The sequence below is a fragment of the Acinetobacter sp. SWBY1 genome, from assembly GCF_002946595.1.
GTDB lineage: Bacteria > Pseudomonadota > Gammaproteobacteria > Pseudomonadales > Moraxellaceae > Acinetobacter > Acinetobacter towneri.
Genome location: NZ_CP026616.1, coordinates 976,665 through 990,841 on the forward strand (window position 1 = coordinate 976,665; position 14,177 = coordinate 990,841).

General features: G+C 43.3%; 11 protein-coding genes. All 11 read right to left on the reverse strand.

Annotation, left to right across the window (positions count from 1 at the left end):
- Window positions 1–36: 36 nt before the first annotated feature.
- The 11 genes from C3Y93_RS04740 to C3Y93_RS04790 all read right to left on the reverse strand — a co-directional run bounded on the left by C3Y93_RS04740 (window position 37) and on the right by C3Y93_RS04790 (window position 14,177).
- A complete protein-coding gene (locus tag C3Y93_RS04740; protein ID WP_104852233.1) occupies window positions 37–3,564 on the reverse strand; it encodes a hypothetical protein in 3,528 nt (1,175 codons plus the stop codon).
- A 67-nt stretch (window positions 3,565–3,631) separates the two neighbouring features.
- On the reverse strand, window positions 3,632–3,856 hold the full coding sequence (locus tag C3Y93_RS04745) for a hypothetical protein (RefSeq protein WP_104852234.1): 225 nt from the start codon (window positions 3,854–3,856) through the stop codon (window positions 3,632–3,634).
- A 41-nt stretch (window positions 3,857–3,897) separates the two neighbouring features.
- Window positions 3,898–6,741 carry a transglycosylase gene (locus C3Y93_RS04750; RefSeq protein WP_104852235.1) on the reverse strand — a complete coding sequence of 948 codons (2,844 nt, stop codon included), beginning with the start codon at window positions 6,739–6,741 and terminating at the stop codon, window positions 3,898–3,900.
- Window positions 6,741–8,804 carry a methyl-coenzyme M reductase gene (locus C3Y93_RS04755; protein WP_104852236.1) on the reverse strand — a complete coding sequence of 688 codons (2,064 nt, stop codon included), beginning with the start codon at window positions 8,802–8,804 and terminating at the stop codon, window positions 6,741–6,743. The genes C3Y93_RS04750 and C3Y93_RS04755 overlap by 1 nt, the downstream gene beginning before the upstream one ends.
- The gene (locus C3Y93_RS04760; protein ID WP_104852237.1) at window positions 8,804–9,238 is read right to left on the reverse strand and encodes a hypothetical protein; all 435 of its coding nucleotides are present in this window, start codon (window positions 9,236–9,238) and stop codon (window positions 8,804–8,806) included. Before C3Y93_RS04760 ends, C3Y93_RS04755 begins: the two co-directional genes overlap by 1 nt.
- A complete protein-coding gene (locus tag C3Y93_RS04765; RefSeq protein WP_104852238.1) occupies window positions 9,238–9,723 on the reverse strand; it encodes a hypothetical protein in 486 nt (161 codons plus the stop codon). The genes C3Y93_RS04760 and C3Y93_RS04765 overlap by 1 nt, the downstream gene beginning before the upstream one ends.
- 2 nt (window positions 9,724–9,725) lie before the next feature.
- A complete protein-coding gene (locus C3Y93_RS04770) occupies window positions 9,726–10,175 on the reverse strand; it encodes a GNAT family N-acetyltransferase (protein WP_104852239.1) in 450 nt (149 codons plus the stop codon).
- A gap of 1 nt (window position 10,176) precedes the next feature.
- Complete coding sequence (locus C3Y93_RS04775; RefSeq protein ID WP_104852240.1) at window positions 10,177–12,252, reverse strand: carbohydrate-binding protein; 2,076 nt, start codon at window positions 12,250–12,252, stop codon at window positions 10,177–10,179.
- Window positions 12,252–12,815: a hypothetical protein gene (locus tag C3Y93_RS04780; protein ID WP_104852241.1), complete on the reverse strand. Its 564-nt coding sequence runs from the start codon at window positions 12,813–12,815 to the stop codon at window positions 12,252–12,254. Before C3Y93_RS04780 ends, C3Y93_RS04775 begins: the two co-directional genes overlap by 1 nt.
- Window positions 12,816–12,888: 73 nt before the next feature.
- Window positions 12,889–13,161 (reverse strand): hypothetical protein, encoded by a 273-nt coding sequence (locus C3Y93_RS04785; RefSeq protein WP_104852242.1) that lies wholly within the window; start codon window positions 13,159–13,161, stop codon window positions 12,889–12,891.
- A gap of 119 nt (window positions 13,162–13,280) precedes the next feature.
- On the reverse strand, window positions 13,281–14,177 hold the full coding sequence (locus C3Y93_RS04790) for a phage capsid protein (protein ID WP_104853244.1): 897 nt from the start codon (window positions 14,175–14,177) through the stop codon (window positions 13,281–13,283).

Sequence of the window (14,177 nt, forward strand, 5' to 3'; positions counted from 1 at the left end):
TACGGGGGATAAAATTGTGGTTTGTTGGGTAAAGTATTACTGAATCATCTTTTCAAAATCTGGCATTTGAATATCACCCCAATCATCACCAAGCCAACGTGTACGATCATGCTCACGTTCAGCTTTGCGTAATAATTTTTCACGATACCCTGGTGCAATAATATCCTGCATTTCATCAAAAATCATGCGATTAGTTGCAGCCTTGGTGTACCAAAGGTTTTGCGCTGGAATCTTACCTTTTACCAAGCGAAATGCTTCATTGGCTGCATTGGTGTCTTTATCTTCGTAATATTGAGTAAAGTTACCAACAGTTAAGCCGAGCACAGCTTTAGCATCCGAACCGAATGGGCCAACCATAAAGTCTGTAGCACTACGCCCCGATGTGTCTGTACCAGCAACAAGAATATCACCAAGGATAGATAAACCCCCGCCTTGAATGGCTGAGCGTGTAAGAAAATTCATTGTCTTTTGTGGGTCGTCACTATCCCACATGGTTTGCGGATCGTTACCGTTAGCAAGCTCTTTAAGCTGAACCACCAAAGCACCAAGTAGCGTCGTCATAGCAAATAGTGAAATGCCATAAGCTGCTTTACCCTTTACACCGTCCTGTGCCATTGCACGTGAACCATGACGCATTAAAAACGCTGCAGGGAAAGACTTAAATTGCAGCATGGATTTCATAATCTCACCCATGCCTGTGCCTTTTTTCTGTCCTGCGCTCATCCATGTACGCTCACGCAAGCCAGCTTCAACCACCGCCATGCCTTGTTCATCCAGTAAATGCGCTTGGAATTGACTTGCAACTTCGTCACGGATTTTTTGTGCTAATAATTTTTTCTCCCCATCAATGCTGTTTGCAAGCTTATCCATAACGTGCTGCCGCTTAGTTTGACGCTCTGCCACTTTCGCCTGATATTCAATAAACTCATCATCTAAGGCATTTACGCGTTTATCTAAATCCTTGAACTTCTGATTAATAGACTTATTTGCACTACTATCAGCTGCGCGCATTTTTGCGCGCATCTCTGCCATTCTTCTTTCAGCATTACCCAAACGACGGCCTAGATCCTCACCGCTTTTATAGTTTATGCGAGTGTTCCGAGCGACAGATGAATTAATTTTTTTATCAGTCTTGCCTTTAATTCTCGTCTGTTCAACTGCTTTTTTGATTTCAAAATCAGTCTCAAGCTGTTGTTGTTTCAAGCTCACTAATTCTTTTAATTCGTTTAGTGCTTCAAATTCACGCTGTGCTTTTACATCGCGGCGCGTTGCATACCGATTCAAACGCTCTGATAAATTATTTTCATACGCTGCCAATTTTTCTTTAGAAAACTTCTGGCGCTTACCTAAAAGGTCATTGAAGTCTGAAAACTTACCTTGAATCTCTTTTTCAAAACCTTTGATCTTTTCATTCAATTTAGTGGTTTTTAGCTCAACTCTATTGTTTAGGCTCTCTAGTGTGCGTCCTAGTTTTTTTGCCTTGTCTGTCAGGTTATCAATGGTCTTGCCTTGCGTAATGCCATCAATAAAACCTTTCAGATCTTCCTGATTTTCAATTGTACGGATATAAGCATTCATATCAGCTTGAGCTGCTGCAGCCTCTTTCTGTGCATCAAGCAGATCCATTCGATCCTGCAATGCCTGCTTTTCAGCTTGAGCTTGGGCATCTTTCCTGTTTGCATAATCAAGCAGGCGCTGTGAAAGACTACGCTTAACATCATCTAGCTTTTGCTCACGATTCAAAATACGCTGATCATCTAACGCATTTCGATCATTCAGTTCTTTGATCTGGTCATTAATACCATTTACCAGTTGATTAACATCCTTATCCATTGCAGTTAAAAGCTTGTCGTCTGGAATTTGGTAGATAGAACGTGCCGACATCAACTGATTACCCTTACGGTCCACAACTGGATCAGCTAAACGCATGACTTCCCAAGCACGTTCAGACAGCCCTGTTTTCTCCATCAACTCTCGATCTGTAGCATCTAAATCAGCCCATGCCTTGCTACGGCTTAAACGTCCGTACTTTTCCATGAGCATTTTAGAGAAGCCAACTTTTGAGGCTGCAGTGAGCGCATTCAGCCCTGAAACTCGCATGACTTGGGATGCAATACCACTGGATACACGCGCCAACTTCTGTGACTTGCCATGCACGGAAGTCAATCCATCATCTGACCAACGCGCAATACTGCCTAACATTTCCTCGGTGGCTAAACCTAAGCTGTGCGCCAACTCCCGATCTTCTTTATTTTTTGGATTTAACTGCGTGAGCAATTCACCAAAGGTTTTGCGGAAAGCAATACCATGCACTGATGCAGTTTTGGCAATCATGGCCTGATCGGTAACGGATGATAATGTGGTGCCACCCAACATAGATGCCACGTTCATAGATCGGTATGCAAGACCAAGATTAGCTAACACTTCGGATTGCGGTGTATTCTGACCAGTGAACTCATCAAACATGGTTTGTGCGCGTTTGCGTGATTTGGCTGTGGTGTCTGCATCCAATCCCTTTTGCCAGTCCTTTTGCTCTGCTGCATCCATCAAAATGCGCATGGAATTTCTAGGACTGCTGCCAAGATTTTCAACCAATGCAATATCTTTAGACAAGCCGTTAATATGCGCTTCCACCAAGTCTACAAACGGCATACCGCCAAATTCAGACTGATATTCCATCCATGATTCAGCATCCTTGAAATGAAGCACGCGGCTTTCACTGTGGCGCGATGTGACTTTTGAATTACCGCCAAAAGATTGACGGCCAATTTCGGTTTTATTGGCACCGTTGCTGCTCAATGTGTCGTATGAGTATTCTAGTAATTCACGGATTTCTTGCTGTGAATAAAATGTGCCATCCTCATGCACATACTTTGAAGTATCAATTAAGCCTTCTGCTTTCTGTACCCATGCTTGTTTGCCAGCTAATACAATCTTTTCTAGGCTATGCGTCTGCGGCAATCCCCAATCATCCAACTTGCCAATATCACCACCTGAGCGATTAAAGCGTTCGCGCATGTTTTCAAAGACTTCTCCCATTTTGTCACTGATCTGCTTAGCCAACGGGTCGCCTGTACTATCATTGAATCGCTCACGGACAATTTTTTGAACCAAATCAGCATCGGTAAATACACCTAAACCACCTTTTATGTTGGTGTAAAAGTCCACCATTTCACCGCGGTAAATAGACGCAATCGCGCGTGCTTTAGAATCAATAGACTGGATGCCTGACATATCGCCATGCGGTGCCACCATACGGTCTACAACTTCACTAGCCGATAATGTTGGATGATCTAGTAAGGCAAGGTTTTTGTTTTGGGTGAGAATATCTTGCGCAGCAATCTTATGCTTTCGTTTTAACTGCGCCTGAATATCTTGCGCCACAAACTCGCCTGCTTTGGTGAGCTTGTCGGCATCGGATAAATTACGCCAGTTCTGAATATCCTGCTTTGCTAATGCTTTCATTGCATCTTTGATGCGCTGTTCAATTTGCTGTGCTTCTTGTTGATTTAATGATGCTTTGCCGAGTGCTTTGGCTACGGCAGCCTTGCATTGGTCTTTCATAATAAAAATGCTCAGATAATTTTCATCATCTGAGCATTCATTAGGGTTTGGTTTGTTGGGTAATGGATTAATTAATATGTTTATTCTGTTCTTTTTCCAGGTCATGTATGCGCTCAAGAAGATGATCATATTGCTCTTTCTCAAAACGAAAAGCATCTTCAATATCAGCAAACTTTTTTTGATAAACTTCAAAATTATACTGATTGATACTCCTTAGTTCTTTTACTTCTGCATTCAGCTTAGTAACCCAAAAAACAAGTATTAAGGACACAACAAAAATAACAGTCAACATAATCACAACCTATTATTATAAAATCACATCATATAAGCAGATTACTCTCCAAACTGTAAAGCACAACTAATGGCTGCTTGAGTCGCCAAAGTATCTTCTTGTGCCTGACGTGCTTCGGCTTCCAGTTCATCCAATCGTTCACGCAAGGTCATAGTGATTTCTTCCATTTCCCCATCTGGTCGCATGCGGCTAACCGAAATCTCCTGATCAGGGTTTTGCAAAATAACATCTAATGCCGCCTGTTCTTCTGGGCTATCCCCAAATAACGAACCTTGTCGTGGGTCGCCCATCCCCTCGATGCGATCAATTTCAGACTGAATATTGTCTGAAATAGCTTTAGCACTACGTTTATTGCTATCAAATACGTTTAAAAACTGCTTTGCACCATCACTTAAACCATCCTCGATCAGCTGACCTTGGTTGAGATAATCAGGCACAGTTTGACCATTGGCTTTTAAGTCACTGAGCTTTTGCGCTGCCTGTGCTAAATCATCGGCTAAGGTGTTGCTGTGCCGTCCACCTTGCTTCACTAAGTCATTCAGCTGTGCTAATTGCGGTGCAGCACGCAACAATGCACTCAGTACCGTTTTGCTGTCATCGTCCAAGTTTTCAGATAATCGGGCAATTAAGCCTGAATCATTGTAGGCACGTTGGGCAATGGCTGATTCAATACGGCGTTTACCATCTTGTGATAAGCGCCCATCACCAGTAATGACAGAAGCCTGTTCAGACTTCGGTAGTTGGCTAACAAAGCTACGCACAAAATCCATGCTTTGCTCAAGATTGATATTGCCATCTACATTAAGTCTTATTAGTGATGTATCGGGCAAACGGTCTGCATCGGTTTTGGCACGCTCAGTTGCGCTGAATTGCGCCACATCGGTTTGATTGGCTAATTGTGTGAATTGTACACGGTCAGTATCAGTCAAGCGTGTACGCACTAAAACTGGACGATCTATGCCTGAAATATCCATGCCGCGTGATGCTGCAAAGTCAGCCACAAATTGTTGATAGGCATCTGCTCTGCCGCTTTCGTATGCTTTGCCTATAGCTAGAGTACGTCCGTTGCCTGATTCCACTACGTTGTCCATGCCCACAATAGGCGCACCATCGGAAAGCTTGGGCGACTCACCTAGCCATTCAGGACGTAAATCATTGGCCATGTTTTCAATCTGCTGGCGTGATGCTTCACGAGTACGATCACGTGGCTGCAGTTCTGCTGGATAAAGCGGATTCACACCATACGCAAGGTCGTTGGATGCAATCAGCTCGCCAAGTGATTTGACTTCAAAAGCAACATCATACGATGAGCCATCTAAACCCATTACCGTACTTGTACCACCGCCACCATAACGCGCGCTTAAAGTGTTCCATTTTTGCTGCCACTTTTGAATCGCTTGCCCTGCGGTTAGACCAGACATGCCGTTATTTTTCACAATATCGTTGGCATTTTTAGGGTCATACTTGCGCACAATATCAATGAGCGGTGTATTTGGGTCAGCTTTTAAAACATTGACTGCGCCAGCTGGCCCAAGCAAATGCCCTAAATAATGCTCATGTGGTTGCAGATCACGTCCAATCTGTTTCTTGATGTACTTCTCTGCATTCTGCATGTGCTTAAAACCCATGCGAATTTGTTCATCAATATTATTTCGATCACCACCGCCTTGCTGCTTCCAAGTCTTATCTAAAACTTGGAATAAACCGTGTGCTGTAGATGTTGGATTCTTGGCTGTATGGTCAAAAGTACCCGCTGTTTCAATGTGTGCAATGGTTAATGCCACCGATGGATTAATGCCTGCCTGCTGTGCCTTATGTGCAATGGTTTTGGCATTGGTCGGAATCGCCATAGTGCTGTAGTTGACTGGCTTCTGCTTTTCTTCACCCTCAACGGCACGGTTAATTTTAACAGGCCGACCTGCTTTTATTGACTCGGTTGCTTCGCGCATATTCACCAAATGGTTATTATGCTGAATTGGATTAGATGGTGTGACTGGAATTGTAGCATCGTCAAATTCTGCTTCATTTAGCACCAATGCGGCTTGCTGCTGAGTAGTACGTGCTTCAATCTGTTCAGGTGTGGCATCTGCATTTAAATAACGGCTTGCCCCACGTGCTGCCCCAAAAAACAAAGTATTCAGTAAAACATCGGTTGTGACTGATTCGGCTGTGACTTCGTATTTTTTGGCCTGCTTTTCATATCCTGCAGAATCTAAAATTGCACCACTTACAGCCTGCCCACCTTGCGACAATGCTGTTGCACCGCCAACCGATAGCAAACCGTCCTTAATGATGCCACCTGTACCTTTGAAGCCGTATGACATAGGCAATGCTGTCGATACCGCAGCAATAGCGCCATCTGTTACAGCAACTTTGGCGGCTGTGGCTTCATCCACGCCTTGTCGCGTCAAATCACCATAAACATAATCAGTTTCAGATAATCCTGTTGCAGCAATTGCACCTGGTACACCACCAACCGCGCTACCTGTTACCGCACGTGTCGCATAGTCACCAAGACTAAAACCAATATTCCCGACTAAGCCTGTGTTTTCCTTATCTTCTAAGGCTTCAATACCACCATAAACCAAGTCATCACGCTTTTTATTTTGGCGTTCCTTGTATGCAGAATATGGCTCTAAAAATTCATCGGTATGCACATCTTGAAAGGTGTAGGCAAGGCGGTCAGACAATGCATCAATTGGCGTGGCAATCGTATCAGCAACCTTAGCAAAGCCTGCACCTGCACCGCGAAATGGTGAAGATGCAGCACCATCAAATAAACCTACTTCTTTTTTCTGTGTCGGCTTGCCTGTGATGCCTTGTTTGTTTAGCTCATCAACTTGGCGCTGTTCTTCGCCTGAAAACTCAGATAACCAGTTACTCATTACTTGGTCGCCCCCTCAATATTGATTCGCCACACAACGCCACCAACTTGTAGCGGATTACCACGCTCATTGATTAGGTCGTATTGAATTTCACCTTTAGGTGAGCGACGATCTGAACGGCGCAAGCGCAAAGATTCAAGATCAGATACAGATAAACCTGTTTGTTTGGCAATTTGTGCATAGCCTTTGGCTAAATGCCCTTCAAACAAAGTGTCATCCATGCCATACGGCTTAGATACTTTCCAATCTTTAATCTTCCCGCCCACCGTGTTTTTAAAATTGCCTTGGTCGTACACGCCACCAGTAGCCATACTTAATGCTGTATTTATCATCCCTTCATCAAAATCATCTTTGTCTTTATGCCGATAGCTGTTACGCTCAGTTAAGTGTGCATAGATAGACTTAAACGCTGCAAAACTCATATTTGCTGTGTTGCCCGAGGCAGAATTTCCAACATATTCACTAAACTTTTGTTTTAGGATGTCATCCTTTGGCATAATCAATTGCTTGTTTTTAAGCGCCTGTGTGCCGCTAATAATTGCAGTCGCAACATCCTCACCTTGGGTAGACTTAAAATTATTCATACGCGCCACACCTGCCATGATGTACGACAAGTCACCACCGCCAAGCTGCCCTAAAGTTGCACCCCAAATTGCATTGCCACTTTGAACACCTTTAGATTCTGAAATTAAGCCACCAATAAAATTCAGCTTGTCATTCACCGACATGGCATCAAAAGCCTTTTTCGCGTTTGGTAAATCTTCCTGTGAAATAGGTGCAAGCTTGATATTGTTATCTTTTAGCGCCAATTGACTTGTAGCGTTATCTACAATCTTTTGTGCTGCGCCTTTAGGGTTGGTTTTCAATTCTGCAGGTTCAATTGTATTGACCTGAATCCCCGCCTCAGCCACCAACTGATTTGGGTTGTTTTGTCCCGTTTTAAGCTTTTCAGCATAGATAGATTCATACACGCCTAAAATCTTTTCTTCCGACGCTGGGTCTGCTGACTTGCTGTTTTTGGCTTTGGCTTTTTGTTCGTTAATTAACTTTAATTGCTCACTTGTGCTGAGTTTACTAAAACGCCCAAAGTTCAAAGACTGCTGCTTATAAAACTGATATTCACCTTCATGTTCTGTGCCTTTGACAGACTCACCCACGTTATTTACATAGTCATCATCTAATGCACGACCAGTCATGACTTGAGTTTTAAAATCGTTAAATAGTTTGCCTGCGACCTGTACCCGCTTGTTTTCCTGCACTTCGGCTTGTTTATTCAGCGCATCAATGCGGCTTAATGCCATGTTCTTTTTTTGCTGTGCTGTTGGGCCGTCAATGTAGCCATACTTGCCGTTGTCTAAATCAGATACCAGTGTCTGTAGATCGGCTATATTATTACCCTCAACCGCTGCAGATATACGCCCATCAATATCCAAAACATCACGTGTGGTTTCATAGTTGTATAAACGCGCCTGCTTATCTGCTTCGGGCAAGTTTAAACTTGCAAGGCTTGTTTCAAGATATTCACGGCCTTGTTTACGCTCATAACGTGTCGCAATATCGGTTATACGATCAGCTAGCACCACGCCCTTCTGAACGTCTGCACGAAGCTGCAATGGTAAAAAGCCTGGTGTCTGTTTGGTTGAATTGGCATCCCAATAGTTTTTAAGGTTTTGCCGTGCATGCATCGGCATATCGTTTTCAAGCTGCTTATAGCGCTCGTCTGACCATTTTTTAAAAGTCTGACTGGCTGCATCTGCAGTCATGGCACCGTTAGACACATCGTTTTTAAGCAAGGTGACTTGTTCTGACATCTCAGTAGTCATTACATCATCAAGCTTAACTTTAGCCTCTTGCTCATCTAAAGCATTGTGATACAGCTCAAGGCGTTTAGCGGATACCTCTTGTTCCTGCAGTTGCTTGTCTTTTTGTTCAGCTCTTGCGTAAAGAGAATCACCAAGATTTTTTACAGCCTGCGCCAATTGTCCTGTGTTGCGCTGTGGCATTTGGATTCGATCTACTTCTGGCATCGCATTACCAAAATTGCCCATCGGGATTCTAGCCATTATTTCCACCCCTTAGTTGCGCCATAGGAATTCATACCAGAACTGGCTGTATTTAGCGCACCAGATACGATTGCAGTTTGTGCATTTTTTGCATGTACGCTTGCCTCAGCCTTGAGTCGCTGAGAGCTGTTGTATCCTGTAATTTCAGCCATATTTGCATCATAATTGGCGTCTTGTTCAATCTGATCATTAATCACAATTGAAGTGCCTTCATTCACATCAAGGCCATTTTCCGCAGCTGCTGCACGTGCTCTTGACTGCGCTTTCTCCTTTTCTTTTCGGATGCGTTCTGCTTCTAAGCGACCACGTGCCAATTGAGCCGCTGCATCTGCTTCGGCTTGTTTCTCCATGTGCTTATTGCTTTGGTAATTGGTGTATCCTGCATACGCTGCTGACGCTACTGTTGTGACAACCGCCACTGCTGCCCATGACATTATTCGATCTCCTTTAATCGGTTTGGAAGTGACGCAAGGAACTGATCAATCTCATCGTCAGGCACAATCACCTGCTGCTCAATCTTCTCAAGGTCGGTATCGGATGTTGGGTGTATCGTGATCCAGCTGCTATCCTCGTGGAAATAACCAATGCGTTTTGTACCAGGCATAGATTTAAGTACGCATGGCGCTTTCAGTAATTCAATTCCGTTTTCAGTAGCCACTGTAAGCGAACCTTTCAATAAAATATTCATGTGCTCGGTTCGGTGCATCTTGCTCACCACCAATGTGCCTGCTGCCGCATCCATCTGCCGCATATAAACACCTGGTGCAAAATGGTGTTGAATGGGTACTTCAATTTGATCTGGGCTGCTAGATAGTTGCTGCTGCACATCACGTACCACATCAATGTATGAGCGATTTTTCACATCCATTAGAATGCAAGACAGTAATTCCGTGTTATCTGGTGAAATAATCTCACTCATGTTCACAGCTCCAAATCCATGAGAATTCCATATTCTGTAAAACCAAAATGGCGATAAAGCCGAACACACCCATCGGTGCTAATACCTGTTGTGGTACCACACTGCACCCGCTTGGCATTCATGTGTTTTGACCAACCCACAAAGCTATCAATCAATAAAAGTGCTGACTGTGTGGAACGATATTCAGGGACCACATAAAAGACCTGCTCAAAAGCAATAATCTGATTATTGAACCAATCTTTTGTTGTCAGACAGACGATCCCACCTGTTAAAGCGTCCTTATGCTCAGTCACAAAAATAGCGCCCTGCCCCTGAATTACTGCTGTAAGGTTTTCTTTTAGAGCATTTTCATCAAGCTCGCGACCTGAATAGTTAGGAGCCTCAAGAATAAATTGCCGCGCCATGGCAAGCAGACTAGGCATGTCTTTTAGTGTTGCTGGTCGAACTTGCATATCATTTCTCATTGATAGATAGCTGCATGGTTACAGCTTGCATGTGAAAAGGCAGCGGTTTGTTGTGTGTAATGATTAATGGAACTTTGTGTAGATCAGCCCAGTGCCCGCCTTCTTCTAAGTGAAAACCTGTGTACGGTGGTTTTGGGCCAAGCAAGTTATCTTCAAAAGTAAAGGTTTCTATAAGCTGCCCATTAATTTCCGCACCTAGCGTTTTATTGAAAAAGAATGCAATGCGGTCCACCTTCGCCTTGTGCATCATGCTAGACAATGGGTTTTGATTTAATTCAGGTGGAAATAACTCTGTGACACACTCAAACAATTGACCAATACAAATGCTTTTACCTTGCATATAAGAGTCAAATTCAAGCGCAGACCCCGTATCAGTAAATGCAATTTCAGTGACTGTTCCATCTTCCAGTATGTATGCGCTGATATTGTTTAGGTGGCTAAACTGTGCCTTGCTAACCGTTGTATTTGAAAGTGTTATGTTGCTTTGGCTATCGAGATAAGCAGCAAAAGTGATTTCTTCTAAATAAACTTCCCCTGCGCGCTGAATAAGCATAAAAGCAGAATCAGAACCCAATTGAGTTGGTAGTGAGCAAATACTTTTTACCGCCCCACCAAAGTCATGCTGCGCCCAAGACAATACTTCCTGATCACGATTGAATGTAATTGATGTAACTTTCCCATCACCCAGCACGCACCAGACTAGGCTTTCTGGCTCCTGTTGATATGAGATTTCATTAATTCCTAAATGTTCCTCACCAATATGTGATGAAAGCGCACTAATTTCAGGTGACACAAGTCCATCCACCTCATAGCGATAGGTCAAAGCACGCATACGCTCACCACCACGCTGAACAAATAAAAGCTCATTGCCGACACGTTCAGGTCTTGTTTCAGAATATGCACCATAAGCACTATGTTCATTGATATTCACAGTTGTTGGAGATAATGCGCCATCGGAATCAACCATGAACTCACCACCTGAAGTTAAGCAAATCACGCCACGCTGCGCTTCAAGAAACAAAATACTGTTTGATAGTCCTGAAGCCGATACGACGCTGAATGCATCCCCATCTTCTGTGGTTTCAAGATAATTGCCGTTGGCACCTACCGCACTAAACCAAATTTTATTAGGCGCTTTTTTTGTATTCGCCAAAACAAGTCGCTGCTTGTAGTAAGTACAGCAACGTGGATAGCCATCTGTAGCGTTAAAAGCCTGCGGTAAAATCACCCAAGAGCGCTCAATAGCCTTAATTACTGCATCTAATTTTTTTACCACTTCACCGCTGACGCTATTTGCGTTATTAAACTTCGTAATTTTGATCAATCCGCCATTTACATCGATATAGCGCCCCACATCATCAGCAGTAAAGCCAGCACCATTAGCATTCGGCACAACAACCCAATCATCTGGTGATGTGTTCGGCTGCTTAGCAGAGTTGTCACGTGCCGCTTGGTAATACCGGCTTGAATAAATCACCACATCACCTAGAAGATATGTGGTTGAGTTTGACCAAGCTGATACCGCATCAAGTGTGAAAGTAATGAATGCACCCAAATCCTTACCAGAAGGTGTGCCCTTACGAAATGGATAGCGCGCATTATCAGAGTCAATTGGCGGGTGTGTAAAAACAAAAGCCGATAGATTCCAGTTGCTAAAATCTTCATCACAACGTAAACGCTGCACAGGTACTTCGCCATGCGTAATAAACAACTCAAATCGGTATTGCACGTATTGAATATTTGGGATTTGCGCTGCCGTGTAAGGTGAAGCTAGTGTCGCCACTACTACTTTTGTGCGCGGGTTATATACGGCAATGCTGCCATTTTTAAGAATCAGCAAAAATGCATTACTAGAATTCACAATAAACGGAATTAATCGAATAGCGCCTGATTGCTCACCATAACTTAACGTGCCTGGTCGTTTGCGCACACCACCTTCAACCAGTGGAATTACATTTTTAAGGCGCTTGGCGCCATTGGAGTACTGCTGAATATCAGTGCGGGTATAAAGTGTTGGTGATAGCTCACCCGCACTAAAGTTGTTTTTAATAAGTACGGTTTTCATTAGTAACGTACTCCCATCAGTGCTGGCTCATAATCTGCTGCAAAGTCTTGTGCAGGGCGTTCCTGCCCATTAATCGCACGTGCTTGCTTAAGCATGTTTTGCAGCTTGGTCCATGCGCTATCAGACTCTGCTTGACTGCCTGTAATTGGCTTGGCTAACTTATGCACCAAATAAAAAACCATGCATTCACAAAACAATGAATCCCACATTTCTTCGTTATCTTGATCAGAAACATACAGCAGACTAATCAGATCGGTATTAGCAAGGATGTGTCGACCTTCTGCTTCATAATCTTCAACATTGGCATTAATGATGCGTAGAAAATCTTTTGGTAACGGGAATGAATGTCGATACCCAAAGGTTGGATGTGTGGTTACTGGCGCCAACTGAACTCGCTTCTTTGCAAACGACCATGGATGCATGCGCAATAAAGCCTTGCGCGTTGAGTCATAAATTGAAGCGCAACGGCGTGCATTCTCTGTATTTTCATCAAAGGATAAAATTGACTTGGCACCAATTAAATTTAGCGCCTCATTGCAGATGGATACTTTTGTTGTGGTCATAAAAAAGCCCTCAAGTTTTTATGATCTTGTGGGCTTTTAAGGTTTGGTTTGTTGGGTGATCAGCAGTTATTACCTATGGTTTCCCATTGTTAAGAATGAAGTTTTTTAATTCAATATTAAGATTGGTAATTTTCCGCCCAGATAAATTGATCTCTGAAATCAATCGATTAAATTCCAGATTGTATTTTTCCACTACGGATTCATTTTTTAGAAGCATCTCACGTAGAGCGCCTTCGCTCACGAAGTGTATGGGACCACGCTCTATTAAGGCATCTAAATTCTCTTGATGCATTGCTAAAATTTGACGTTCTTCTTGTAAACGCTGTTGAATTTCCGCATAACTCATTTTGCTTTTACTCTTTTGTTTAATTTGAAATTTAATATTGGACTACACAATAAAATTTCAACCTCAAAGTGTAAAAAAACCTAGCACCTCATGCCCAAGATGCTAGGTCAAGACGTTGTTTAGACCACAAAGTCAATCGCAACAACTTTCTTCTCATTTGCACGACCAGCTGCAAGAGAATGCACACCACCAACCTGCTTGATGTTTTTCTTGTCCGCACGTGTCGTGATGTCAAAGCCAGTAATATCTGCTTCACCGAAATGAATTGCAGAACCACAGTAAGCAACGGTACGAAGCTCACCCACCGCAGCACCTTGGCTTAGTTTTTCGTATGGAATCCAGTTGAAGCCCATCCATTTACCACCCACACCACCATCCTGCAGCATTTTTCCAGCCATAAAGTCGGCAGATGTAAGTGTGGTATCACCTAAAATGCTTGACAGCATGTCCGATGTGTAAAGGATGTAGAGCTGCTCACCGTTATGCTCATCGGCTTCGTTTTTACGGAAGATAGATTTTGCTTTAACAATCTTTTGCTTCAGCGTACCAAAACCTGAAAGGATGATCTGGCTTGCTGGCAATGCGGTTGCCGTGGTTGTTGCCGTACCATTATCCGCAACACTTTTGCGATTAATTGTACTGATTGCAGCCTGATAGATAATATCGTCCACTTTGCGGTTTTTCGCGTTATACAGCAACTTGATGTACTTATCGTTTGGATGTGCTTTCAGCTTTGGAATGTCGCGCGATTCGATTGGAATGAACAGATCAAAGTCATTCATCAAGACGCTACGAGTACCAGCATCAGGAATCGTCCAAGCTGTATCACCAAAACGCGCACCAGAAGCCGCCATTTCAACTTGACCCATATCGTTAATGGTGAATGATTCACCCACGATTTTTCCACGATTGACCACTGTTTTTAACAAGCGCGATTCATTCTGCTGTGATGCCAACTCATAGTTGTCATGGAACTGCTGAACAAAGGCTGCCGTGATTTTATTTTCATTCACAAT